We start from the raw sequence: 23,208 nt of genomic DNA, 5'->3' as shown, positions 1-23,208 counted from the left end.
GAAAGCAGGAATCTAGGGTAAAGCGAGCTTTTAAAAAGCTTTAGAGTACTGGATTTCCGCCTACGCGGGAATGACACTAAACTATACTACTCTTCAGCATCCATCTGTTTTTTTCATGCACCTTAATCCTTCCAATAATCATATCGGCTGTACCCTCATCACTTTCTGCTTGTGCTGCTTTAAGCCCTTTATATAATGTATCTCTAATAATATCTTGATCTTTTTTAAGGCTTTTAAGCATTTCATTTGCTGTTGCGTTTGGATTTGGCTCATCTATAGATGCAAACTTTATCAAGTTTGATAATACTGGAACTTTAGCATCTAGAGATCTTATTCTTTCGGCAAGCTCATCTAAGCTTTCAGCTAAATCTTCATACTGTCCTTCAAATAATAGATGTAAACTTCTAAATTCTGCTCCTTCCACATTCCAATGATAATTTTGTGTTTTAAAATATAAAGCATAACTATCTGCTAAAATTTGCTCTAAAGCTTTTACTACTTGCATAATACCCTCAAATTTCTATGAACTTTTTGACTTTATAACATTTTTTTAGATACTTCAAGAAATATTGAAATTCGTATAATTTTACCTAATTGCAATGTTTGTATATTAATTATTAATTTTTGTTAAAAATTTCTTGACTATCAAATAAGTACTACTTATTATGCCCCTTCAATTTTAAAAATCCGAGGGGGTAGCAAAATGATACATCAATTAAATTCATTTTTAACCACTGTGACAAGAATTACTACAATAAGAAAAACAATTGGGGATCAAGAATATAATATGCTTCAAATAGGATATAACGGAGAAAATTATTATATAAATCCTACTACAAAAAATTTAATTGTCTCGAATTGTCCTAAAAACAATATGGCAGCGATAGAGTGTAGCAAAGGAATTGAATTATTAAATAGTAATATAGTGGACCTAATATTTAGAGGGCTTTTCAAAGTAAAGAAAGCGTTAACTGTAGATGAGGCTATTATTACTGCAGTTAATGATAATGGAGATGATGTACGGGATTATATACTTAACAAACAAGGTAATAAGACTTTTATGTATGAGGAATCGTTGATTAAAATGTGTCAAGAAAATTTTCGCTATTATTCTGATGTACAAAATTATACTAAAATTTTAAACCCAACTATTGAGCATATACTTAATACTGCAGCAGCTAATAACCATATTATTATGGGTTATAGTAAAGGATGCGAAATATTTGAGGTACTTAAAGGAAATAATTTGAATGGAATTTCTTCAGAAATAAAGAATTTAATCGCTAACCCGATATCCAACACTACGCAATCAAGCGTTACTAGTACAACCGAGGGTTGGACAAAGTCCGTAACAGAATATTTATCTGAAATGGCGACTAATGCAGTTAATAACACAATAACAAACTCTGCTGCTGAAATTTCTGAATCAATCTTTTCTAATAATACTGAAAGCTGGACTGAAACTGGAATAAATTTAATTAATAACACCGTAGCAAACCTTACTAATACCTCTTTCAATTCAACTTATAATCCTCAAGAAAATATGTCTGATGATAGTGATACCGATACTTCCTTAGTTGCTCCGTATATAAAAAATGGTATAGCTGGAATTACTGTTATAGGTGTAGCAATAGTTGCAGGATTAACTTGGTATGTTAGAAATAAAAACGCAAAAAAAGCTCAGTTACAAAAATATATTGCTGAAGAAGAAGCTAACAGATCTGAAGAACCTAAAGCGTCTGAAGATGCTACTGAAAATCACTCTCTGCTTAGCGGCAATACCTCAGATAATGATTATACTGCGGTAGATATGACCGGAGTCTCCTATGAAGACGGGGGTACCCTTGTATAGATAACTTAGATTCTTGCTTTTTAATCAACAACCAATAGTAAATTCACTGTTGGTTGTTCCGCGAAAATAAAAATTAAGGGGCATTGATTATATTGATATCGCAAAATTGAGATTTATTTTAATTCTTTATTTATCAAGTTTCATAGCAACATTGGATAAAGGTAGATCCTCATGTATTTCTGCCATCTTTTTAAATGTCTCAATAGCTCTTGCTCTTGATAACCCGTAATCGACTATCGGCTTTGGATAATTATCATACATTTTATGGAAATTTACATTATGGATAATATGAGAAGGGGTATTTTTTAAGGCAGGTAAATATTTTTTGATGTACTCGCTATCCACATCAAAGTTCTTACCCTGAGTATAAGGGTTAAATATACGGAAATAAGGCTGAGCGTCAGTACCGCAAGAGCTTGCCCATTGCCACCCTCCCACATTGGAAGCAAGCTCATAATCCATAAGATACTGTGCAAAGAATTCTTCGCCTTTACGCCAATCTAAAAGTAAATTTTTACTGAAAAAACTAGCAACGATCATCCTTGCTCTGTTGTGCATCCAGCCATCCCAAACTAGCTGTTTAACTGCGGCATCTATTATAGGATAACCGGTTTCTGCATTAATAAATTTATCAAGATATTCTTCTCTTTTGCTCCAAGGTATTTTATGACGATATTTCTCTTGAAACTCTTCATTAACGGTATTTGGAAAATGATATAAAATAGCTGCATAAAATTCACGCCAAATTAACTCGTTAATCCAAGTTATACCGCTAAGGCTTGAGCTAACAGCAAAAGCTTTACGATAACATTCTCTTATGGATATAAGTCCAAATCTTAAATAAGGTGAAACGGTACTTGTGCCGTTAAGATATAAAAAATCTCGATTGGTTTTGTAATTATTTATTCTTCTTGCAATAAATTTATCTAGAGCACTCTTAGCATTTTTAGGCTGCCAGAGTTCATCTTCTTTATAAATATAGCCGATTTGTTTTAAAATTTCGCTTTCACCTTTATTTAGATCAATAATACTTAGCTCTATATCTTTCGGTGTATATAATTTACCTTCTAAATTATAGCAATACTGCGTTAATAACTTATTATGCTCTATAGTTCCGCTATCCGATATAAACTTACGGAAAGCTTGCATATAAGGAGTGTACACTTTATACGGTTTATTGTCTTTTTTTAAAATTTTATCAGGTTTTATAAGTAAATGATCACAATATAGATGAAGCGTATCGCCCAATAGCTTTCCTACTTTTTGATCCCGCTCTATATTACTTGGCTCATAGTCGGCATCAGCATAAATAGCTTCAATTTTTAAGCTACTTACAATTTTTGGAATAATATCAATAGGGTCACCATGAAATACTAATAGCTTTCCTTTCAGCTTTTTTAGTTCTTCGTTAATTAAACAGAGAGTATTTGCTAAAAAGGAAAGTCGTCTATCGTAAGGATTTTTAAATCTTTCTAGAATGATAGCATCAAAAATAAAGATTGGCAGGATTTTATCAGAATTACAGAGCGCGGCTGCAAAAGATTTATTATCTTGAAGCCGCAAATTTCGCCGCAACCAAACTATAGAAAGTTTATTCATGAATAAATTTTATTTTAATTCTTTATTTATCAATTCTTTTAGCTTTTCTTTTGCTACTTCTTTAGAGCGTCGTCCCGCATAAGGATCATAAGTTTTATTATCTTCAATGAAATGTACAAAGAAAAACTGTTCTGCCATTTTTTTGTAACCAACCTATAAACCATCCAATTTGTTTATCTTTTAACTTTACGGTTCTATCTTGACTAAGTTTATTACCGCTACCTGTTTTACCGTAAAGCTTCCAACCATCTACAAAATCTTCCATAAACAAAATATTTTTGGTTATTTCTTGGGCTTTAACACTTACAGGTAATTTATTCTCTGCTAGCTCTTGAAGAAAAGCTAATTGTTCTTCCGGCGAAATTTCTAAAGAGCTAGAAAGCCACGCATTGATTAAGCCGCTATTTTTACCTTTATCATCGGAAATATACTGATTACCGTAATTAAATTTTGTTACATAATCACAAAATTTTTCAATACCTAATTCTTTGGTAATAACCTGAGAGTATCAAACACAGCTATTCTTCATCAAGTCTTTAGGTGTTTGAGACCGCCTCCAAACTTCAAGATAGTCAGCGTATCCTTCTTTAAAAGGTAATTTGGATGAGTTTCATCAATTAAAAACCTATCATCATAACCCATTAAACTTATAGCAATTTTAAATGTTGAGCATGGGGCATAACGGGACTCGCAACTACCTTCTTGTTTTATAAATTTATCATTTTCTTTAACTGGAAAACAATCCCCTTTAGTTATAAAAGATATAGTAAGTGATATTAAGGCAGTTAAATATAAAATAATTTTTTTCATAGGTTAAAATAAAAATAGGTGGTTTTGTCTGTATGGTCTGTTTTTCGTCATTGCGAGAAAAAGTTGTAAGTTTTGACGAAGCAATCCAGTAAAAAATTCTGTAAATCAGAATTTTTTTATTATTTTTACTGGATTGCCACAGCCACTTCATGGCTTCGCAATGACGATTTTAACACATTTCGTATAATACTAGTAAATCTCTTGGGACTGATCTTTTATACTCGGTACATAATCAAAAATATCATTATTATCGTGATTATCGATCATATCTTCGTTCTCAAGCATCTGAACATTATTTACTTTAAATGCTTCCATAACTGTGCCGCTTGGTGTAATTTTACCGGTCGCTCTATCTACGGCTAGTAATTTTATTGAATCTGGGACTTTGAAAGGCAATACCGGTTCATCCTTATAAGCGTTACTCATAAAATCAATGAAGATCGGCAATACAACGTTTGAACCCGTTGCTCTTTTGCCAAGCTCTTTCGGTGTATCGTAGCCAACATAACTACCAACTACTATTTTTGGTGTAAAACCTACGAACCACGTATCTTTACTATCGTTACTAGTACCGGTTTTTCCGCCGATAATTTTTCCTAACTTCTTAGCAGCATGGCCGGTTCCTCTATCTATTGCCCCTGTTAAAAACGAGGTAATTTGATAGTCGCTAGCTTCATCCGTAACTCTATAGATGTTTTCTTTGGGTATTTCTAATATTGCAGTATCTAGATTGCTATCTGAAACATTATAAGAAGAACATTCTTTATCATCTCGCCTATAAATAATTTTACCGTTACGGTCTTTAATTAATTCTACAAAATGAGGTTCAACTTTCTTACCGCCATTAGCAATAATTGCATAAGCATTAGTCATTCTGCTAAGTGTTGTTTCAATTGAACCAAGTACCATAGAATAGACTTTTTTCGGTTCATTATTAATACCGAAGCGCTTAATTATATCAACAATTTTTGTAAGCCCAACGGCAGTTGCTACTCTTACGGTTATAAGATTACGGGATTTTTCAAGTCCAGCGCGCATAGTGATTTCACCTAAAAACTTACCTTCATAATTTTTAGGACGCCAACTAGGCATCCCAGGGCCTTGCGAAATCTCAATAGGTCCATCGTTAAAAATCTGATTCGGCTTAATACCGTTTTCAAGAGCCGCTAGATAAACAAAGGTTTTACTCAAAGAACCTGGTTGACGAAGTGCTTGAGTCACTCTATCAAATTTACTTGCGGAAAAATCATAACCGCCGACGCTTGCAAGTACCTGTCCGGTATTTGGGTTCATAACCATAATAGCACCATTTACTTCAGGGATCTGGCGGAGGGCATGTACCTTTGATACTTCAAGATTTGGTACGTCAAATTTCGGGATTCGCCTTTGCTCACGTAGCTTTCTACGCTCCGCAGGCTTACCGCTTATTTGGCTTCCAACTTTTGAAGTATCTTCGGTATTCCGATCTTCTTTTATAGGTTCAACCACTATTACATCACCTTTTTTAAGCAAAGCCTTAACTGATTTAAGGTTACTTCTTGCCCACTTCATTTCAGCAATAGGGATCTTAGATTTGCAGCCATCTATAAGTCCAATCTCAGCCTTGTTATCGGCTACATCTAGAACTACAGCTAATTTATACTCTAAAAGCGATTGAGGTGTAGGTAATTTTTTTAACTCTTCTTGCCAATTATCAAGAGAAATATTAGTAATAGGTTTTCTAAAACCAAGCTTTCTATCAAACTCCCTAAGACCTTTTCGGAATGAATCTTCAGCAAATTTTTGCATCTTTGCATCTAAAGAAGTAATAATAGTAAGCCCGCCTGTATAAAATTCTTCCTTACTATTTAGCATTTTAATTACTTCTTCTCGCACTTGTGCGGCATAATAATCAGCCGTAACCGTTTCTTCTTTAGCTCGTTTGCGTAAAATTATTGGACTTTCTATGGCTTCTTTCGCAGCATCTCTTGTTATATGACCGTCTTCAAACATACGTGTTATTACATAGTCACGACGCCCTTTTACTCTAGCATAATTTTTCTCAGGATTAAGTTCGGAAGGAGCTTTAGGCAGTGCTGCAATAAAAGCTGATTCTGCAATGGTAAGTTCTTCTACCGATTTATTAAAATAATTTTGTGCGGCTGTTGCAACACCATATGCACCTCGACCAAAAAATGTTTGATTAAGATATAATTCTAAAATTTGATTCTTAGTAAATACTCTTGAAATCATATAAGAAAGGATCGCTTCTTTAATCTTACGTTCAAGGGAAACCTCGTTAGTTAGTAGAAAATTTTTGACCACTTGCTGCGTAATAGTGGAAGCTCCTTCCATACGCCTATGATGTAGATAATTAGATATATTTAAAAATGCTGCTCTAATTATTCCAAGCAAATCAACACCGGGATGGTTATAGAAATTCTTATCCTCAGCTGCGATAAAACTTTCTATTAATGAACTTGGTACGCTATTGATCGGTACAAATACACGACGCTCAAAAGCATATTCTTCCATTAATTTTCCGTCATGAGAATAGATACGAGTTACCGACGGGGGATAATAACGTGTAAGCTGTGAATAATCAGGTAAATCACGTGAATAATGATATATTATATAAGCAGTAATTCCACAACCTACTAAAATAAGTACGGCAAAGATTTTTAAACAAAAAAACAGAGATTTATACATGGTTTATATTATCTCACCGGTTAAACTATTACTTGATGCTTTAGTAATTTTTACATCAACAACTTTGCCAAGTAAAGATTTATTAGAATTTTGGATATATACGGACTGCATGTATGGAGTTTTACCTATTATTTGATCGTCGAATTTACCGTTGCGGTCGAATAGAACTTGCATAATACTACCCTCACAACTTTCATTAAAAGCTAGCTGCTGACTAGTGAGTTCTTTTTGTAATATAGTTAATCTCTCTGATTTTACATGCTCAGGGACTTGATCAGTTCTAGTTGCTCCAGGAGTACCTGGACGAGGACTATATTTAAATGAATAACACTGACCGTATTTTACTCGGCGTACTAAATCTAAAGTATCTTCAAAATCTTCATCTGTTTCACCGGGAAACCCGACAATAAAATCAGAGGATAGAACTATATCGAGCCTTGCTTCTCTTAATCTGCTAATTATATCAAAATAATAATCCCGATCATGCTTACGGTTCATTGCTTTTAATATTTTATTTGAACCCGATTGCGTCGGTAGATGTAAAAACGGCATTAATTTAGACTCAGTGCCGTGTAGTTTTATCAGATCATTCGTCATATCTATCGGGTGTGATGTCATATAACGCAATCTCTCTAAATTTGGAATTTGTGCTAGATGTCCCAGTAAATCGGCTAGACTAAATATTTTATCTGCAGGACCTTTGCCGTGATAGGCATTAACATTTTGACCGAGTAGGGTTATCTCTTTAGCACCACTACTAACTACTTTTAGCGCTTCTCTGTAAACCTGCTCTACATTTCTTGAAAATTCAGCACCTCTTGTATAAGGTACTACGCAGAAAGTACAAAATTTATCGCACCCCTCTTGTACCGATATAAAGGCACTCGCTCCTTGCGGATATAATTGTTCCGGTAAATTATCAAATTTTGCTTCTTCAACAAAATCAAGATCGATTAAATGCTTTTCGTGTCTGACGACTTTAGAGATTAATTCCGGTAAATTATAGTAAGATTGCGGTCCCACTACAATATCGACATAAGGGGTTCTTGTGAAAATTTCTTCGCCTTCCGCCTGTGCAACACAACCGGCTACAACTATTATTGCAGAGCTTAAGCCTTGTTTTTTTCTTGTATCTTGCAGTTTCTTAATACGCCCAAGTTCTGAATAAGTTTTCTCGGCTGCTTTCTCTCTGATATGGCAGGTATTTAGAATAATAACATCTGCTTCTTCAATATTTTCCGTGGGTTCATAACCGAAAGGATAAAGCAAATCCTGCATCTTAACGGAGTCATAAACATTCATCTGACATCCGTAGGTCTTAATATAAAGCTTCTTACTCATAATTTTACATACATATATTTAAACTAAAAGCATAGGCTGCGTGAAAGAAAATTAATTTAATTTTCCTTCACATAGCCTAGTATACGGAGATCAGCTTCAAAAAGAGCAAGGAGTTCTCAAGTCGAGGAGCGAAGCGTATACTTAATACGTGAGTACCGAAGCTCTTGTAGAACGACAACGCCAATTTTTGAAGTTCATCGAGTATAATATAAAAAGTTTTATATTATACTATATTTAATTAACTTGATCAATCTTTAAACTAAAATCTTGACGCATTGGTTATATCCATGCAAATTTAACGTTGGATATTAAATTTGCATGGATAGTGATTGAGTGTTTTTTAGCAAAAGAAATTGGATCTTTTTTAAATGAGTTTTCAGCAGTAGCTATTTTAGAACCAAGACAAGTAGGTAAAACTACTTTAGTAAAGGAAATAGCAGAAGCAATATCTCCCGCACCTTTATATTTAGATTTAGAGAAACCTTTAGATTTGGCAAAATTATCTGATCCCGAGCTTTACTTTCAAGCTCATTCTAACCATTTAGTTATTATTGATGAAATTCAAAGAATGCCTCAGCTTTTTCAAGTTTTACGTAGTGTTATTGACGAAAGGCGTCAGCAAGGAAAAAAGTCAAACAATTCTTACTTCTTGGTTCTGCTTCTAAAGAATTATTAAAGCATTCTTCAGAATCATTAGCAGGTCGTATAATTTATACTCAGCTTTATGGTTTCAATGTTCAAGAAGTTAGAAAAGCCGGGTATATTGATGATAATTTATTATGGCTTAGAGGTAACTTTCCCGATAGCTTTCTTGGTACTTCAGATAATAGTAGCATGAACTGGAGGCAATTTTTTATCATGACCTATTTAGAACGTGAAATACCGCAACTCGGCTATATGATGCAGCTATAGTTTTCCAGAAAGTTAATAATAGACGATATTAACAGTAGGGATAAAAATGCCGGATATAGAGCCAAAGATATATCCAGCTGAATTTAAAGAATCAGCGATTAGATTAGCTATTGAGTCTAAGCAACCTTTTGCTCAAACAGCTAGAGAACTAGGAATTACGAAGTATAGTCTATATAATTGGGTTAATAAACATTCAAAACTCAAGGAAGTAATGAGATATGAAGAACATCTGTATGATGAATTAAGGAGATTGAAGAAGAACTAGATAGAGTAACACAAGAACGTGATCTATTAAAAAGGCTGCCGCGTACTTTGCAAAAGAATCCCAATAAGGTACGCATGGATAAAGGAAAACAGAGGTAATTTTTCCATTTCTGCTATGTGTAAATTTATGAAAGTATCACGTAATGGTTATTATGAATGGTTAAATAATCTTGGATGTAATAGGGTTAAAGAAGGTAATGAATTAACAAACAGAATTGAAATTATCTTTAAAGAAGGTAGAGGTAATTATGGAACTAGACCTATTAAAAAGGAACTATCACGGCAAGATATAACTGCTAGTAGGAGACGCATTGCAAGACTAATAAAAGAAGCTAATTTGCTATGTAAAACTAAACGTAAATTTAAAGCCATTACTGACTCTAATCATAATAAGCAAATTGCTCCTAATTTATTAAATAGAGAGTTTACAGTTTATGCTGCTAATTGTTATTGGGTTGGAGACATAACCTATGTGCCAACTGGTGAAGGCTGGCTATATTTAGCAACTGTTATTGATCTATTTTCTAGAAAAATTAGGTCGCACCTCCATTTTACAGATGTGGATATTAAAAGGCTATACGTTCAATAAGAGTTCCGATGACTTTATCATGAATATCCAATGACTTGGAAAAACAAATTGTTTTACGTGTCAGTCTTTTGCATCTTGTTCTAAGATTTAAGTTACCCCGTTCTATCCGTTGAGTATATTTTTTACTAACAATGTGTTTTTTGGGATCTAATAACCTAGCATAACTTCCCTATCCATCTGTAAAGTAAAAAGTAACCTTAAAATCCTCCAGTTTTTTTCAGTAATGATTCTGATGTGCTATCACATCTTGTACCAAAAGTATAAGCAACTACTTTTAACAAAATCTTATCCAAAGAATATCAAAGCCATCTTTGTTTGGATTTATTCTGTACATAAGACCATTGTTCATCTATTTCAGGAGCAATAATTACTTCTATCGTATTGATAGAATGATTTATCTTTTTTAACGCTAGATTTTTTTAAAACACGGATAACCGTATTGATACCCACTTTTAATACTCTTACTGTATCCCTAACTCCAGAGCCATTGATTGACATATCTACTATCTGAGTCTTGACTCCAGGCTTAGAGGCATTATTAATATATTACAGTTGAAAATATCGATTACACTGCTTGCATTGATATCTCTGTTGTTTTGAAATTGAATATCCCGCCTTTACTACTTTTTCTGTGTCGTTATAATATCTACACTTAACATCTATTCTTGATCTACACTTAACATATATTCTTGTCATAACTCCTTAACTATAATTCTCTCTTATTACTGTTTGAGGATTATAGACTATTCATGCTAAGCTGCAATACGGGGGCGCGACCTGCTAGGTTATTAGATCCCAAAAAACACATTGTTAGTAAAAAATATACTCAACGGATAGAACGGGGTAACTTAAATCTTAGAACAAGATGCAAAAGACTGACACGTAAAACAATTTGTTTTTCCAAGTCATTGGATATTCATGATAAAGTCATCGGGACTCTTATTGAACGTATAGCATTTAATACCCACATCTGTAAAATGGAGGTGCGACCGGCTAATCTAATCGCTGATTCTTTAAATTCAGCTGGATATATCTTTGGCTTTATATCTGGTATTTTTATCCCTACTATTAATATCGTCTATTATTAACTGTCTGAAAAACTATAGCCACATCAAAAACGTGATCACATGAATGAAGCAGAATTAGTTTTTACTGCCCTTGCTGAATTATCTACTCGGTCAGGTAGCATAAACTAATAATGCGACAGGAATGGAAGAAAATAAGGTTGCAGGTAAAATAGAAGGAAGTATAGCTAAAAACGCTAAAACGGCTCTAGAAAATAAAACCGATAAAAAAGTAATCTCAAAAGAAAATTATTTACCACCTAAACTTACAAAGTAAAAAATTTGCTATAGACCGTGAAGCCAAGGATTGCATCGATTTTGTGAAAAATACCCTCACTTTTGACAAAGGTTTCGACACATCGAAATAGCGTTTTATTATTTCGGTCATGATTTTAAAAAAGTCAATTAAACTTTACTTCAGGTGGCAATGACATTAATATTGCCTCTACATTTCCATCAGTCATTAAACCGAATTTAGTACCGCGATCATATAATAGATTAAATTCTACATATCTACCTCGCCTTATAAGCTGGTATTCCTTCTGCTCTAAAGTCCAAGGTAAAAATAACTTGCTTCTAACGATTTCAGGATATACCGCTAATAAAGCTTTACCTACATCCCTGGTAAAACCGAAATCCTGTTCAAAATTACCGCTATTTAAGTAATCATAGAATATTCCGCCTACTCCTCTTGGTTCTTTTCTGTGCTTTAGATAAAAATATTCATCACATTGTTTTTTAAATTTAGGGTAATAGCTAGGATCATATTTATCGCACGCTTCTTTAAAAGCTTCATGAAACTTTGCCGCTTCATGTTCTTCCGGATAAAAGGGCGTTAAATCACTACCACCACCAAACCAACTTTTAGAAGTTTCTATATAACGAGTATTGAAATGCATTGCAGGAATTAACGGTGATTTAAGATGTGCAACTACAGAGATACCGGTTGCAAAGAATTTTCCGTCTAGCTCTGCTCCTAGAATTTCGCTGCGGAATTTGGGAGAAAATTCACCGAATACGGTAGAAATATTAACTCCGACTTTTTCAAATACTTCTCCTTTCATGAGAGACATAACACCGCCACCGCCACCGTTACGCTCCCAACTTGAGCGTACAAACTTAGCCGGTTTTAAACCTTTTGTCTGTGCATATCCTTCTTCGATTTTTTCAAATTCTTTGCACAATAAATCACGTAAATTAGTAAACCAACGATTTGTTATTTCTTTATTTTCTATGTTCATAATTATTAAGCAACGATTTAATTACTTTCCTCATCATATACATAATCACTAAAAATGCGGCAGCAATGATTATGATATAAAAAGCCGGAGCATAAAATAAGCCTGTATGCTCTACAAGCCAACGAGAAATAATAGGTGAAGTTCCGCCGAATATCGCTATTGCAAAATTGTAGCTGAAAGCAACACCGGTAAATCTTTGTTCTGCCGTAAATAAGGATATAACGAATATATAAGCCGTACCTGCTATACTTCCTGCAAGCATACCAAGCATTGTAAGAGCTATAATTTGTTGCCACATCTCTTCTGATGACATGAGTAACATAGTAGGTAAGATTAATATTAAGATAGCAACTCCTACAAGCATTGCCATTTTAAATTTTCCGATAATATCGGCAGTACCGCCGGCAAGCGGCATCGCTATCATCGCAATAAACGAACTATAAGCCAAATATGATAAAGCAATAGTATTGCTAAGATGCATTACATTATAATAGAAAACATTTATATAAGTTTTTACTAAATACATAACGCTACTAGCGATAGCACCTATACACATGGTTAAAACCATAGATCTCCAAGCAGTTCTAATTACGTTGGAAAAAGGTGCTTTAAGAACTTGTTTCTTTTTCTCAAGCATTTTAAAAATCGGTGTTTCCGATACGCGCAATCGCAAGTAAAATCCGGCAAGACCCATAAATCCGCCAAGCAGAAAAGCAAAACGCCAAGCAAAATCTATATGAGAAAAATAACGCTCGATTATAATACCGATAAATGTTGCAATTAAAGTACCGGCAATATTTGAGCCGTGAACCAAACCTGCCGTAAAACCGGGTCTTAAGTTTTGATGATGTTCTAGGATAAAAATAGCTGCTCCCGTTCCTTCACCACTAATACATAAACCTTGAATAAGCCTCATTATAACTAATGTTATAGGGGCATAAATCCCAATACTTGCATATGATGGTATGAGTCCCATAATAAAGGTTGGAACGGTCATACCTAGCATCGATATTATTAAAGCGATACGTCTACCGTATCTATCACCGATATAACCAAATAATATGCCCCCTATAGGTCTTGTCAAAAAACCGACCGCAAAAACCCCAAGGCTTAAAAGAATACGCATAAATTCCGATTCACCGGGAAAAAAAACTTGTCCAATAATCAGCGAAAAAACTGAATATACCGTAAAATCATAATATTCGAGTACATTGCCTGAAATAGCAGATAAAAAAATGAACTTAGATTTATTCATCGAGCTTTAAATAACTTAATTACTAATTAGTTATTATAGACAAGTTACATCATTTATAAAGTGTAATTTATAATATTATAAATTAACCTTTATAATATTTAATTTTTTTATATATTATAAATTACAATAAAATCATAAGCACATATGTGATATAAATATTTAATTGTCGGTATTTTAATTCTTGTGGTAGTAGCAATATGCTTTCGTAACTATTTGCCTAATCTATCTTTATCTAATGATGAATCTAAGTACATTGTGAATAATCTTGAAAAAGAACTAGCAGAGTGCGATAAAGCGGTCGCACCTCCATTTTACAGATGTGGATATTAAAAGGCTATACGTTCAATAAGAGTTCCGATGACTTTATCATGAATATCCAATGACTTGGAAAAACAAATTGTTTTACGTGTCAGTCTTTTGCATCTTGTTCTAAGATTTAAGTTACCCCGTTCTATCCGTTGAGTATATTTTTTACTAACAATGTGTTTTTTGGGATCTAATAACCTAGCATAACTTCCCTATCCATCTGTAAAGTAAAAAGTAACCTTAAAATCCTCCGGTTTTTTTTCAGTAATGATTCTGATGTGCTATCACATCTTGTACCAAAAGTATAAGCAACTACTTTTAACAAAATCTTATCCAAAGAATATCAAAGCCATCTTTGTTTGGATTTATTCTGTACATAAGGCCATTGTTCATCTATTTCAGGAGCAATAATTACTTCTATCGTATTGATAGAATGATTTATCTTTTTTGGTCGTGCCCCGTATTGCAGCTTAGCATGAATAATCTATAATCCTCAAACAGTAATAAGAGAGAATTATAGTTAAGGAGTTATGACAAGAATATATGTTAAGTGTAGATCAAGAATAGATGTTAAGTGTAGATATTATAACGACACAGAAAAAGTAGTAAAGGCGGGATATTCAATTTCAAAACAACAGAGATATCAATGCAAGCAGTGTAATCGATATTTTTAACTGTAATATATTAATAATGCCTCTAAGCCTGGAGTCAAGACTCAGATAGTAGATATGTCAATCAATGGCTCTGGAGTTAGGGATACAGTAAGAGTATTAAAAGTGGGTATCAATACGGTTATCCGTGTTTTAAAAAAATCTAGCGTTAAAAAAGATAAATCATTCTATCAATACGATAGAAGTAATTATTGCTCCTGAAATAGATGAACAATGGCCTTATGTACAGAATAAATCCAAACAAAGATGGCTTTGATATTCTTTGGATAAGATTTTGTTAAAAGTAGTTGCTTATACTTTTGGTACAAGATGTGATAGCACATCAGAATCATTACTGAAAAAAAACCGGAGGATTTTAAGGTTACTTTTTACTTTACAGATGGATAGGGAAGTTATGCTAGGTTATTAGATCCCAAAAAACACATTGTTAGTAAAAAAATATACTCAACGGATAGAACGGGGTAACTTAAATCTTAGAACAAGATGCAAAAGACTGACACGTAAAACAATTTGTTTTTCCAAGTCATTGGATATTCATGATAAAGTCATCGGAACTCTTATTGAACGTATAGCCTTTTAATATCCACATCTGTAAAATGGAGGTGCGATCATAATTATGTAATGACCAAATATCATCAGAAAGCTGTTAATGCAAACAGAACACCGAAATTTATAATTTTGCAGCACGTTTTAGACGGTCATTAATCGCAGCACCGATATTTACTGAGGGTATGGTACTAATTGCTATACCGCTTATATCATGAGATACAGCATAGTCGTCAAGTATTCTTAAATATGAATAAAGATTTGCAGCAGCTTCTATAAGATCACCTTTGGTGCTTAGATTTAATGAAAATTTTCCAGTAAGATTGCTATTACCAAAATTTAAGCCGATTTCCTTATCTTCTAAATTTATAGCATTTAGCCTAACCGGTACTTTTGGTGAATAGTGTTTTGCAAGCATACCTGAAGCTTTTATAGCACTTGTCTCTGATGCTCTAAGAATTTTTATCCAAAGTAACTCTTCTAAAATTTCAGCAGTTATAAACCCTTCTCTAAGTATAGTAGGGTTAGTCGCTGTAGTATCAATTATCGTTGACTCTAGGCCATATTCAGATTGATATATTTCAGGTGCTAAAATAAAAATTTCAGCATTTTCTGAAAAATGCTTTGCAACATGCTCACTATTAGTTGGGCTAATATAGTTTGAGGGATTAGCGCTTGGAGCAGCTATTGGTACGCCTGATTGTCTTATAAGCTCTAATGCTACGGGGTAGGACGGTACCCGAAGTGCTATTGTATTAAGTCCTGCCGTTACGCTAGGAGCAATATTTGCACTCTCTTTTAAAGGCACAACTATAGATAATGGTCCAGGCCAAAATTTTTCTGCTATTTTTGTAGCTAAATCATTAAACTCTCCTATTTCTTTTGCTTGCTCTATAGAAGAAACATGTACGATAAGCGGATTGATAACAGGGCGATTTTTAAACTGAAAAATCTTTAAACAAGCTTCATTATTAGTAGCATCCACTCCGATTCCATAAACTGTTTCGGTTGGGAATACTACTACTTTACCTGATTTTATATATTCAACAGCTTTACTGATCATTAATTTAGTTATTTTGGTTTTGTTATATATCTGCTTCTCTATGTCATTCCCGCAGAAGCGGGAATCCAGTCACTAAGAAGTATAAAGACACTAAATTTTTAAAATTAAAAACTCAAATAATTTCGCTTTTTTCTGGATTCCCGCTTTCGCGGGAATGACATAGGAAAGTTTCAATCATAAGCGGTTAAACTTAGCTATTTTATCAAAAAAATTACAAATATCTTGCAGTAATAACAAACGATTCCCTGCAATTTTTGAATCAGGATCATTAACTAGTACATTATCAAAAAAGCTAGTAATTGGAGTTAATAGAGACGATAATAAATTTAGGGCCTTGTTGTAATCTTTATCTGATATACTATCTGTAACTTGCGGAGAAATTTTTTGCATCACTTCAAATAATTCTTTTTCAGGTTGTGTACTAAAAAGACTCGCATCAACTAAGCCGGTAATTTTCTGATCGCTGATTATATTATTTGCTCGTTTATAGGCATTTAATAATTCCTTTCCCACATCTTCTGCTAAAAATTCTTTTAACGCATCAAGCTTAAATTTTGTATCTACTAAATTTAAGTCAAGAACTGCATTAATTAATGAAATATCATAATTATTTTTGAAATAGAATTTTATTCTTTCTTCAATGAAAGATATTATTAAATCTTTATCTTTATCAGATGAGTCTTTATATAAGCTTATGGAAAAACTAATTAAATCAGTAAGTTGTAACTCTAATTTATTTTCAAGTATTATTCTTATTATACCGAGGGCTTGACGCCTTAAGGCATAGGGATCGCCTGAACCTGTAGGAGCTTCGCCTGCTATCATCAAACCTACTAAACTATCTATTTTATCAGCTAGTCCAAGCAACGCAGCATTTCCGCTTGGCACATTGTCGCTTAGACCTTGCGGTTTGTAATGGTCTCTAATTGCCATAGCTACTTCTTCATTTAGCTCTTCATGCTTTGCATAATAATAACCCATAATACCTTGTAAATCAGGAAATTCCCCGACCATTTCAGAAACAAGATCGCTCTTGCAAATTTTCGCCGCCGTAATTAAATCTTTATTATTTGGAGCTATATAATTACAAATTTTGATTATACGATTAATTTTTTCTTTCAAATTATCAAGCTTTGCATGAAATGTTACTGCTAGTAGCTTGTCTAAATTTGATTCTAAAGTTTTAGAGATATCTTGTTTATAGAAATATACGGCATCGGAAAGTCTTGCAGATAATACCTTTTCATTACCTTGTACAATTAACTCACTATTGGCAAATCTACCATTACTGACAAAGAGAAAATACGGGGCAAAATTTCCCGCTTTATCGAATAGACAAAAATATTTTTGATGCGTACGCATCGAGGAAATTAATACTTCTTTAGGTAGTTCTAAGAATTTCTGCGGTATTTTTCCAAGTAATACAACAGGAAATTCAGTAAGACCCGCTACCTCTTCTATTAAACGCGCCTCTTCTTTTATAGTTAAATCATGAAAATTTGCCAGTTCCAATAAGCCGGTCTTAATTATTTCTTCTCTCTTTGTTCTTTCTAAAATAACATGATTTTCTAAAAGCTTATTTCTATGATCTTCAAAATCCATTACTTCTAATTTTTTATTATCAGTTAGACGGTGTCCATACGTAATATTATTAGCGGTTAAATGCCCAAATTGCAGCGGTAATATTTCCCCGTCAAATATACATAAAATGTTACGCAGGGGTCTAATCCATTTTATTTTGTAATCACCCCAAAACATTGATTTCGCCCAGCTATATTTATTAATAGCCTCTACGATAATTTCCGATAGAATCTCTTTTATTTCTCTTTCTTCTGTTTTTTTTATCAAAAAATAATATAGCTGATTATTAATTAATTTAGTAGAAAGCTCTAATTTGCCAACATTATGAGCTTTACAAAATCCGTTAATAGACGTTTCCGGAGCATCTATGCTCGGTCCTTTAATTTCATCTTCTTTTGGTAAAGTTACCTTTGGCAAGTGGGTAGCATGCAGCGTTATCCTGCGAGGTCCCGCAAATACTTGTACTTTTGCGAATATTTCGTTTTCTTCAAAAATTTTCGTGAATATGTTTAAATAACCCTCTTCAGCATTTTTTTGCATTAATGCTGGTATTTCTTCACTAAATAACTCTAATAATAATTCACTCACTCGTTCATCTCCAACCATTTTGTGCAACAAATTTTTGCTAAATGACGCACTCTTAAAACATAAGAAGCACGCTCGGTTACGCTAATTACCCCAAGTGCATTTAATTGATTAAACACATGGCTTGCTTTAAGGCATTCATCATAAGCAGCTAACGGCACATCTCCGTCAACTAGTCTTTTGCATTCTTCTTCACTATCTTTGAAATGCCGTAGCAACATTTCACTATTCGCAAGCTCTAAATTATATTTTGAAAATTGTCTTTCAGCCTCAAAATCGACTTCTCCGTATTTTAAAGCTTTTTCTCCTACTTGCCCATTCCAATCAAGCTCTTTTACTTCATCAACCCCCTGAATGTATAACGCGAGCCGCTCTAGCCCATAAGTAATTTCACCGGCAACAGGGCGACATTCAATCCCGCCAATTTGCTGCATATAAGTAAATTGCGATACTTCCATACCGTTGCACCATACTTCCCAGCCGAGCCCGGCAGCCCCTAAGGTCGGCGATTTCCAATCATCTTCAACAAAACGAATATCATGAGTTTTTAAATCTATGCTTAAACATTCTAAACTCTTAAGGTATAAATCTTGAATATTACCGGGAGAGGGTTTTAAGATAACCTGAAATTGGTAATAATGCTGCATTCTATTAGGGTGCATGCCATACCTGCTATCCCCTGGTCTTCTTGATGGCTGTACGTAAGCAACGAACCAAGGTTTAGTTCCAAGACATCTAAGCACCGTTGCAGGATGAAACGTACCTGCTCCGACATGTGCATCGTAAGGCTGTAATATTGCACAGCCGTAATCCTGCCAATAATTTTGTAATGTTAATATGATTTGCTGAAATGATAGTTTTTTCATAGAAATTTATATATTAGAACTCAAATTCTCTAGCTCTGCCTTTTGCTCTTTGAATATCTAATTCATCACATTTAGGCATACTGAGTAACTAAGTTTTGCAGGTTTCTTATCCTCTATCTCTGTAGATGAAAGTGTTTCTATATCGCTTTTATTAATATCTTGTTCTAAATCTTTCGTGATTTTAATTTTTTATGTTATTATTAACTGGAAAGTCTTAGTACTATATGTTATTCCTGCGAAAGCAGGAATCCAGTACTTTAAAGCTCTTTAAAAGCTCGATTTATCTCGCTTTACCCTGGATTTCCGCTTCCGCGGGAATGACATCACTTCTTAAGTTGACACCCATGTGCTTTCGCAAGAATGACATATACAGCCTATAGTCCTAATAATACTCCTTGCCGATCTCAACCTTAGGGCGGCCGCTAGCTACTCGCCAATTGTTGGTATCACGGAGTGACGGTGTACAGCCACAAAATTCTTGCTTATAAAAATGTTCTTCTTTAGCGATTTCGTACATCTTACTAGCACCACCATCTTTACGCCAATTATAAGTCCAATAAGTTATCCCGTCATAATGCGATGTGGCTCTAATTCCTGATTCATTAATTTGGTTCATATCTTTCCATCTAGAAATACCAAGCGAGCTAGTTATAACCTTAAACCCGTTTTCATGAGCATATAAAGCCATACGCTCAAAACGCATATCAAAGCACATTGTGCAGCGTTTACCTCTCTCAGGTTCAAACTCCATACCTTTAGCGCGCCTAAACCAGTTTTGCGGGTCATAGTCTGCATCGATAAATTCTATATTATGCTTCTCAGCAAAGCGTATATTTTCATTTTTCCGAAGCTCATACTCTTGTTTAGGATGGATATTGGGATTATAGAAAAAAAGTGTAAATTTAATACCAGAATCAATCATTTTTTCCATTAACGGGCCAACGCAAGGAGCACAACAAGTATGTAATAAGACGTTATTCTCACCGCCCGGTACTTCAAAAACTTCGTTCATAATTAATTTACCAAATTCTTTTTTATATGTCTCTTTATAGAATTTTAGAATTATAGAGGATAATGAAGTGAGCGCAATTAAATAATATGCAATAGCATAATTATCACCGGTAACTTTCGCTAATATCATTGCCACCATCGGGGCAGTACCACCAAATATTGCAGCAGCAAAGTTATAAGAAAGTGCAACGCCAGTAAATCTTACACTGGTTGGAAATATCTCTACTAAAATTGTAGGGACAGGTCCCATATAAATACTGATAATTCCGGCAAATATTACTTGCGATATTATAGCCAAAGTAAAATTCATTGATCCTAAAGCTATAAAAATAGGATAGACAGATATAATTAGTAATATAATACCCCATATTAACACAGGGTGACGCCCTATTTTATCCGAAATATATGCTGATATCGGTAATACAATCATCATTACTATCAATATTATGCTACTAACAATTGTGCTTTGCTGATTAGTATAACCGAGTGTTTGCATAAAATTACCAATAAAAACTGTAGAAGTATAGAAAGGAGCAGTTACGGTAATATAGATTCCAAGTACAACTATTAATTCTTTTGGATATTTTGTTAATGTTTCACGTAAAGGAAAGCGTGCTAAGTGTCCCGTTTCTTTAGCTTTTTTATAAATAGGGCTTTCTGCTAGGTTTTTTCTAATATATAAACCTACAGAACTAATAAATAAGCCGGTAATAAGAGGTATTCGCCGGCCCCATTCAAATAGCACCTCAGCTGGCATGAAATAAGAAAAACCGGCTGCAGTTAGTAGCCCAAGTAACATACCTCCGCACATACTAACAAACGAGGCACTCCCTGCAAACCCTCTCTGCCGGGGCGCAGCATGCTCAACTATATAGAAATACAGCCACTAAATTCGCCTCCTAAAGAAAAGCCTTGTATGAGTCTGATAATAGTTAAAATAATAGGAACAGCAATACCAATAGTTTTATAGCTTGGTAATAAACCTATTCCGGCAGTTGGTATAACCATAGTTATGATACCTACTACTAAAGCGATACGTCTGCCAAACCTGTCACCTATATTACCAAAAATAATACCGCCAAGCGGGCGTACTATAAAACCTGCAGCAAATACTGCAAAAGTTAAAGTATCTCGCATTTCTGAATCCGGGAAAAAATGCTACCCTATAATATAAGCAAATTGTGCATATAATGCATGATCATACCATTCTAAAGCGTTGCCGATCATGCCTGATATTACTACTTTTCTCATTAAGTTATTTTATTGATTTAAAAAAGATAATAAAAGTAATATTTTATATTATCGAGTAAAAATAGCTTTATCTGTGTTTTTCATTAACCACTTTCTTAGTTAATTTTGCATTTATTTGAGAAGGAGCAACTTTAATATTTTGTTTGATATTTTTTGTTTTTTCTTGAGATAAAAGACTTTCTTTATCATTTTGTAATGTTTTCATAAACTTATCTATGTTGCTTTGTTCTAGTTTTATTGCATTATCATTATTCAAAATTAATTCTCCAATTTTTTCACCAAGTTCAGGCGCATATCTGACGGCAAAAATTGATACCGGTACAACTACGATAGCAAAAGCCGCTCCCGCGGCCGCAACACTAATTGCTCCAACTAATAAAGCGCAAACGGCACCGGCAATTTTTCCGGTTGTTTGTTTAAATATATTACTTTTTTTCGTAAGTGCTAAAGACATCTCTAATATTTTATTAAATTCTTTATTGATATACGTAGTTGCTTCATCAATATTATTATATTTCTTCATTACATACATTACGGAAGCCTTAAATAATTTTTTATGAGACTCGGCATAATTTATTATTTTTTCAAAACTCTTCTCTTTTGAAAGAGCTTTAAATATATTTTTAATTTTTTCTTTTTCGGTACTATTTATTTTTTCATCTCCAAAATAAACTTCTACAAGATTTTCTGCTATTATATCTTGTGATTGCTCTAAAATATTATTCTTATTTTGCTCATTTTCATCTTCAGAAGTAATCATTATTGCAAATAACTCTAGTGCTATTGAGAAATTATCATCGTTAATAACACGCATACCTAAATAATTTTTGAGTCTAGAAATACATTTATTAATATATTTTGCAGCTTCCAGTTTAGAATTGAGCCTTAGTGTATAATCTATAGCAAGCATATTTGCAATAGTAAAGCAAGTAGATTTCGTAAGATTATTGACAAAATTATTAACAATATCCTTTTTAAATAAATTAGTATTTACGTTATTAAGTATTATTGCATTATTCATTTAAGTAATTTATTTTGAAGCTAATTCTCTTATATATAGTATTAATTTAGCATAAATAAGGTTAGGAGCATGATTTACTGAAAGTTTATAGATATTCTTAGGCATTAATACTTCTTCATTACGTACTCGTACAAAAGATATAAGAGTATTAGGAGGCATATAAGAATAAATTTCAGAGAATATTTTTAGAAAAGTCAGAAAATCTGTACATGCATATTTTATATTTATGCTATAATTATTTACACGAATCGATTCACCTTCTCCTTCAATCGCCTGAACATTATTTTTAAAAAATACTAAATTTATAGATACGTCTATAGGTTCTATTAAGTTATATTTATCGCTTAAGCTTTTTATTTTAGGGATTAGTTCTTGATAATTTAAGCAACTCACACTACTTGGCACGCTTAAATCTACATATTTTTTGTAAGATTCTAATATTTCTTCTTTAGAGTTAATGACAGAATAAAGCTTTAAAACTTCTTCCGTTAGATTTTCTTGTGAAACTTGTTTATCAAGAATAGATTTACTGTATTCTTGCTGGAAATTTTTTATTATCCAAATAGTTAAGGAAATAAAGAAGAAATATATGATAAATTGAAAGAATATAAGATTCTTTAAATACATAATATATTTTTCAAACATTATCTTTACCTTGGTTTATTAGTAACGTTGCATGGTTTATGTCATTC

At 33.4% G+C, this 23,208-nt stretch carries 26 protein-coding genes and 2 pseudogenes; 9 read left to right on the top strand and 19 right to left on the bottom strand.

From position 1 onward, the window contains the following. Nucleotides 1–76: 76 nt before the first annotated feature. A complete protein-coding gene (locus AAGD46_RS00950) occupies nucleotides 77–505 on the bottom strand; it encodes a Dps family protein (protein ID WP_341787403.1) in 429 nt (142 codons plus the stop codon). A 198-nt stretch (nucleotides 506–703) separates the two neighbouring features. Here AAGD46_RS00950 and AAGD46_RS00945 point away from each other — a divergent pair, with 198 nt between their 5' ends. After that, entirely contained in the window at nucleotides 704–1,852 is a 1,149-nt protein-coding gene (locus AAGD46_RS00945; protein WP_341787402.1) for a hypothetical protein, read from the top strand. A gap of 126 nt (nucleotides 1,853–1,978) precedes the next feature. On the opposite strand, the gene AAGD46_RS00940 is transcribed toward AAGD46_RS00945, so the two are convergent. From AAGD46_RS00940 to miaB, 5 genes and pseudogenes are all read right to left on the bottom strand, one after another. Next, the gene (locus AAGD46_RS00940) at nucleotides 1,979–3,451 is read right to left on the bottom strand and encodes a deoxyribodipyrimidine photo-lyase (RefSeq protein WP_341787401.1); all 1,473 of its coding nucleotides are present in this window, start codon (nucleotides 3,449–3,451) and stop codon (nucleotides 1,979–1,981) included. A gap of 9 nt (nucleotides 3,452–3,460) precedes the next feature. Further along, a pseudogene (locus AAGD46_RS00935) lies at nucleotides 3,461–3,929 on the bottom strand (penicillin-binding transpeptidase domain-containing protein). Between the two features lie 50 nt (nucleotides 3,930–3,979). After that, on the bottom strand, nucleotides 3,980–4,261 hold the full coding sequence (locus tag AAGD46_RS00930; RefSeq protein ID WP_341787400.1) for a penicillin-binding transpeptidase domain-containing protein: 282 nt from the start codon (nucleotides 4,259–4,261) through the stop codon (nucleotides 3,980–3,982). 189 nt (nucleotides 4,262–4,450) lie between these two features. Beyond that, the gene (locus tag AAGD46_RS00925; RefSeq protein WP_341787399.1) at nucleotides 4,451–6,949 is read right to left on the bottom strand and encodes a PBP1A family penicillin-binding protein; all 2,499 of its coding nucleotides are present in this window, start codon (nucleotides 6,947–6,949) and stop codon (nucleotides 4,451–4,453) included. A 3-nt stretch (nucleotides 6,950–6,952) separates the two neighbouring features. Continuing rightward, a complete protein-coding gene (gene miaB, locus AAGD46_RS00920) occupies nucleotides 6,953–8,290 on the bottom strand; it encodes a tRNA (N6-isopentenyl adenosine(37)-C2)-methylthiotransferase MiaB (RefSeq protein WP_341787398.1) in 1,338 nt (445 codons plus the stop codon). A 301-nt stretch (nucleotides 8,291–8,591) separates the two neighbouring features. Here miaB and AAGD46_RS00915 point away from each other — a divergent pair, with 301 nt between their 5' ends. The 3 genes from AAGD46_RS00915 (at nucleotide 8,592) to AAGD46_RS00905 (ending at nucleotide 10,055) form a co-directional block, all read left to right on the top strand. Next, entirely contained in the window at nucleotides 8,592–8,966 is a 375-nt protein-coding gene (locus AAGD46_RS00915) for an AAA family ATPase (RefSeq protein WP_341787397.1), read from the top strand. Nucleotides 8,967–9,248: 282 nt separating this feature from the next. Next, nucleotides 9,249–9,467: a transposase gene (locus tag AAGD46_RS00910; protein ID WP_341786903.1), complete on the top strand. Its 219-nt coding sequence runs from the start codon at nucleotides 9,249–9,251 to the stop codon at nucleotides 9,465–9,467. A gap of 57 nt (nucleotides 9,468–9,524) precedes the next feature. After that, nucleotides 9,525–10,055 (top strand): IS3 family transposase, encoded by a 531-nt coding sequence (locus tag AAGD46_RS00905; RefSeq protein ID WP_341787858.1) that lies wholly within the window; start codon nucleotides 9,525–9,527, stop codon nucleotides 10,053–10,055. Here the strand turns inward: AAGD46_RS00905 and AAGD46_RS08490 are convergent. The 3 genes from AAGD46_RS08490 to AAGD46_RS08480 form a co-directional block, all read right to left on the bottom strand. Beyond that, nucleotides 10,033–10,188 (bottom strand): IS1 family transposase, encoded by a 156-nt coding sequence (locus AAGD46_RS08490; protein WP_410525951.1) that lies wholly within the window; start codon nucleotides 10,186–10,188, stop codon nucleotides 10,033–10,035. The two genes, AAGD46_RS00905 and AAGD46_RS08490, sit on opposite strands and share 23 nt — an antisense overlap. A 166-nt stretch (nucleotides 10,189–10,354) precedes the next feature. Continuing rightward, nucleotides 10,355–10,408, bottom strand: coding sequence for a hypothetical protein (locus AAGD46_RS08485; protein WP_410525952.1), 54 nt, complete (start codon nucleotides 10,406–10,408; stop codon nucleotides 10,355–10,357). 1 nt (nucleotide 10,409) lies between these two features. Further along, nucleotides 10,410–10,553, bottom strand: coding sequence for an IS1-like element transposase (locus tag AAGD46_RS08480; protein ID WP_341786690.1), 144 nt, complete (start codon nucleotides 10,551–10,553; stop codon nucleotides 10,410–10,412). A 251-nt stretch (nucleotides 10,554–10,804) separates the two neighbouring features. Here AAGD46_RS08480 and AAGD46_RS08475 point away from each other — a divergent pair, with 251 nt between their 5' ends. Both AAGD46_RS08475 and AAGD46_RS00890 read left to right on the top strand, forming a co-directional pair. Continuing rightward, nucleotides 10,805–11,143: an IS1 family transposase gene (locus tag AAGD46_RS08475; protein WP_410525939.1), complete on the top strand. Its 339-nt coding sequence runs from the start codon at nucleotides 10,805–10,807 to the stop codon at nucleotides 11,141–11,143. A gap of 121 nt (nucleotides 11,144–11,264) precedes the next feature. Then, nucleotides 11,265–11,396 (top strand): phage antirepressor protein, encoded by a 132-nt coding sequence (locus AAGD46_RS00890; RefSeq protein WP_341787396.1) that lies wholly within the window; start codon nucleotides 11,265–11,267, stop codon nucleotides 11,394–11,396. Between the two features lie 124 nt (nucleotides 11,397–11,520). Here the strand turns inward: AAGD46_RS00890 and hemF are convergent, their stop codons facing one another. The 3 genes from hemF to AAGD46_RS08470 all read right to left on the bottom strand — a co-directional run bounded on the left by hemF (nucleotide 11,521) and on the right by AAGD46_RS08470 (nucleotide 14,097). After that, nucleotides 11,521–12,360: an oxygen-dependent coproporphyrinogen oxidase gene (gene hemF / locus AAGD46_RS00885; RefSeq protein WP_341787395.1), complete on the bottom strand. Its 840-nt coding sequence runs from the start codon at nucleotides 12,358–12,360 to the stop codon at nucleotides 11,521–11,523. Then, a complete protein-coding gene (locus AAGD46_RS00880) occupies nucleotides 12,344–13,615 on the bottom strand; it encodes an MFS transporter (RefSeq protein ID WP_341787394.1) in 1,272 nt (423 codons plus the stop codon). Before AAGD46_RS00880 ends, hemF begins: the two co-directional genes overlap by 17 nt. 326 nt (nucleotides 13,616–13,941) lie before the next feature. Continuing rightward, on the bottom strand, nucleotides 13,942–14,097 hold the full coding sequence (locus AAGD46_RS08470) for an IS1 family transposase (RefSeq protein WP_410525951.1): 156 nt from the start codon (nucleotides 14,095–14,097) through the stop codon (nucleotides 13,942–13,944). 552 nt (nucleotides 14,098–14,649) lie between these two features. Here AAGD46_RS08470 and AAGD46_RS08465 point away from each other — a divergent pair. The 3 genes from AAGD46_RS08465 to AAGD46_RS08455 all read left to right on the top strand — a co-directional run bounded on the left by AAGD46_RS08465 (nucleotide 14,650) and on the right by AAGD46_RS08455 (nucleotide 15,172). Next, on the top strand, nucleotides 14,650–14,793 hold the full coding sequence (locus AAGD46_RS08465) for an IS1-like element transposase (RefSeq protein ID WP_341786690.1): 144 nt from the start codon (nucleotides 14,650–14,652) through the stop codon (nucleotides 14,791–14,793). Then, a complete protein-coding gene (locus tag AAGD46_RS08460) occupies nucleotides 14,750–14,848 on the top strand; it encodes an IS1 family transposase (protein WP_410525950.1) in 99 nt (32 codons plus the stop codon). Before AAGD46_RS08465 ends, AAGD46_RS08460 begins: the two co-directional genes overlap by 44 nt. A gap of 168 nt (nucleotides 14,849–15,016) precedes the next feature. Continuing rightward, nucleotides 15,017–15,172 (top strand): IS1 family transposase, encoded by a 156-nt coding sequence (locus AAGD46_RS08455; RefSeq protein ID WP_410525938.1) that lies wholly within the window; start codon nucleotides 15,017–15,019, stop codon nucleotides 15,170–15,172. 90 nt (nucleotides 15,173–15,262) lie between these two features. Here the strand turns inward: AAGD46_RS08455 and AAGD46_RS00870 are convergent, their stop codons facing one another. The 7 genes and pseudogenes from AAGD46_RS00870 to AAGD46_RS00840 all read right to left on the bottom strand — a co-directional run bounded on the left by AAGD46_RS00870 (nucleotide 15,263) and on the right by AAGD46_RS00840 (nucleotide 23,161). Continuing rightward, entirely contained in the window at nucleotides 15,263–16,201 is a 939-nt protein-coding gene (locus AAGD46_RS00870; protein WP_341787393.1) for an L-threonylcarbamoyladenylate synthase, read from the bottom strand. A 174-nt stretch (nucleotides 16,202–16,375) separates the two neighbouring features. Beyond that, nucleotides 16,376–18,370, bottom strand: coding sequence for a glycine--tRNA ligase subunit beta (gene glyS, locus AAGD46_RS00865; RefSeq protein WP_341787392.1), 1,995 nt, complete (start codon nucleotides 18,368–18,370; stop codon nucleotides 16,376–16,378). After that, nucleotides 18,367–19,233, bottom strand: coding sequence for a glycine--tRNA ligase subunit alpha (locus AAGD46_RS00860; protein ID WP_341787391.1), 867 nt, complete (start codon nucleotides 19,231–19,233; stop codon nucleotides 18,367–18,369). The genes glyS and AAGD46_RS00860 overlap by 4 nt, the downstream gene beginning before the upstream one ends. 382 nt (nucleotides 19,234–19,615) lie before the next feature. Then, complete coding sequence (locus tag AAGD46_RS00855) at nucleotides 19,616–20,245, bottom strand: epoxyqueuosine reductase QueH (RefSeq protein ID WP_341787857.1); 630 nt, start codon at nucleotides 20,243–20,245, stop codon at nucleotides 19,616–19,618. An 18-nt stretch (nucleotides 20,246–20,263) separates the two neighbouring features. Continuing rightward, nucleotides 20,264–21,495 (bottom strand): annotated as a pseudogene (locus AAGD46_RS00850) (MFS transporter); the annotation flags it as partial. Between the two features lie 67 nt (nucleotides 21,496–21,562). Further along, nucleotides 21,563–22,516 (bottom strand): RP853 family protein, encoded by a 954-nt coding sequence (locus AAGD46_RS00845; protein ID WP_341787390.1) that lies wholly within the window; start codon nucleotides 22,514–22,516, stop codon nucleotides 21,563–21,565. Between the two features lie 9 nt (nucleotides 22,517–22,525). Beyond that, nucleotides 22,526–23,161, bottom strand: coding sequence for a hypothetical protein (locus tag AAGD46_RS00840; RefSeq protein ID WP_341787389.1), 636 nt, complete (start codon nucleotides 23,159–23,161; stop codon nucleotides 22,526–22,528). Nucleotides 23,162–23,208 lie beyond the last annotated feature (47 nt).

The sequence above is a fragment of the Rickettsia endosymbiont of Cantharis rufa genome (genome assembly GCF_964026445.1).
In the GTDB taxonomy this organism is placed as follows: Bacteria; Pseudomonadota; Alphaproteobacteria; order Rickettsiales; family Rickettsiaceae; genus Rickettsia.
Note: the sequence above shows the minus strand (reverse complement) of the source record. Positions and strands in the feature narration are given on the sequence as shown.

Bases quoted from the DNA above. Each gene is read 5' to 3' on its own strand.
- AAGD46_RS00950 (WP_341787403.1), bottom strand. From the start codon at position 505: ATGCAAGTAGTAAAAGCTTTAGAGCAAATTTTAGCAGATAGTTATGCT.
- AAGD46_RS00945 (WP_341787402.1), top strand. From the start codon at position 704: ATGATACATCAATTAAATTCATTTTTAACCACTGTGACAAGAATTACT.
- AAGD46_RS00940 (WP_341787401.1), bottom strand. From the start codon at position 3,451: ATGAATAAACTTTCTATAGTTTGGTTGCGGCGAAATTTGCGGCTTCAA.
- AAGD46_RS00930 (WP_341787400.1), bottom strand. From the start codon at position 4,261: ATGAAAAAAATTATTTTATATTTAACTGCCTTAATATCACTTACTATA.
- AAGD46_RS00925 (WP_341787399.1), bottom strand. From the start codon at position 6,949: ATGTATAAATCTCTGTTTTTTTGTTTAAAAATCTTTGCCGTACTTATT.
- miaB (WP_341787398.1), bottom strand. From the start codon at position 8,290: ATGAGTAAGAAGCTTTATATTAAGACCTACGGATGTCAGATGAATGTT.
- AAGD46_RS00910 (WP_341786903.1), top strand. From the start codon at position 9,249: ATGCCGGATATAGAGCCAAAGATATATCCAGCTGAATTTAAAGAATCA.
- AAGD46_RS08480 (WP_341786690.1), bottom strand. From the start codon at position 10,553: ATGTCAATCAATGGCTCTGGAGTTAGGGATACAGTAAGAGTATTAAAA.
- AAGD46_RS08475 (WP_410525939.1), top strand. From the start codon at position 10,805: ATGCTAAGCTGCAATACGGGGGCGCGACCTGCTAGGTTATTAGATCCC.
- AAGD46_RS00890 (WP_341787396.1), top strand. From the start codon at position 11,265: ATGGAAGAAAATAAGGTTGCAGGTAAAATAGAAGGAAGTATAGCTAAA.
- hemF (WP_341787395.1), bottom strand. From the start codon at position 12,360: ATGAACATAGAAAATAAAGAAATAACAAATCGTTGGTTTACTAATTTA.
- AAGD46_RS00880 (WP_341787394.1), bottom strand. From the start codon at position 13,615: ATGAATAAATCTAAGTTCATTTTTTTATCTGCTATTTCAGGCAATGTA.
- AAGD46_RS08465 (WP_341786690.1), top strand. From the start codon at position 14,650: ATGTCAATCAATGGCTCTGGAGTTAGGGATACAGTAAGAGTATTAAAA.
- AAGD46_RS00870 (WP_341787393.1), bottom strand. From the start codon at position 16,201: ATGATCAGTAAAGCTGTTGAATATATAAAATCAGGTAAAGTAGTAGTA.
- AAGD46_RS00860 (WP_341787391.1), bottom strand. From the start codon at position 19,233: ATGAAAAAACTATCATTTCAGCAAATCATATTAACATTACAAAATTAT.
- AAGD46_RS00855 (WP_341787857.1), bottom strand. From the start codon at position 20,245: ATGAACGAAGTTTTTGAAGTACCGGGCGGTGAGAATAACGTCTTATTA.
- AAGD46_RS00845 (WP_341787390.1), bottom strand. From the start codon at position 22,516: ATGAATAATGCAATAATACTTAATAACGTAAATACTAATTTATTTAAA.
- AAGD46_RS00840 (WP_341787389.1), bottom strand. From the start codon at position 23,161: ATGTTTGAAAAATATATTATGTATTTAAAGAATCTTATATTCTTTCAA.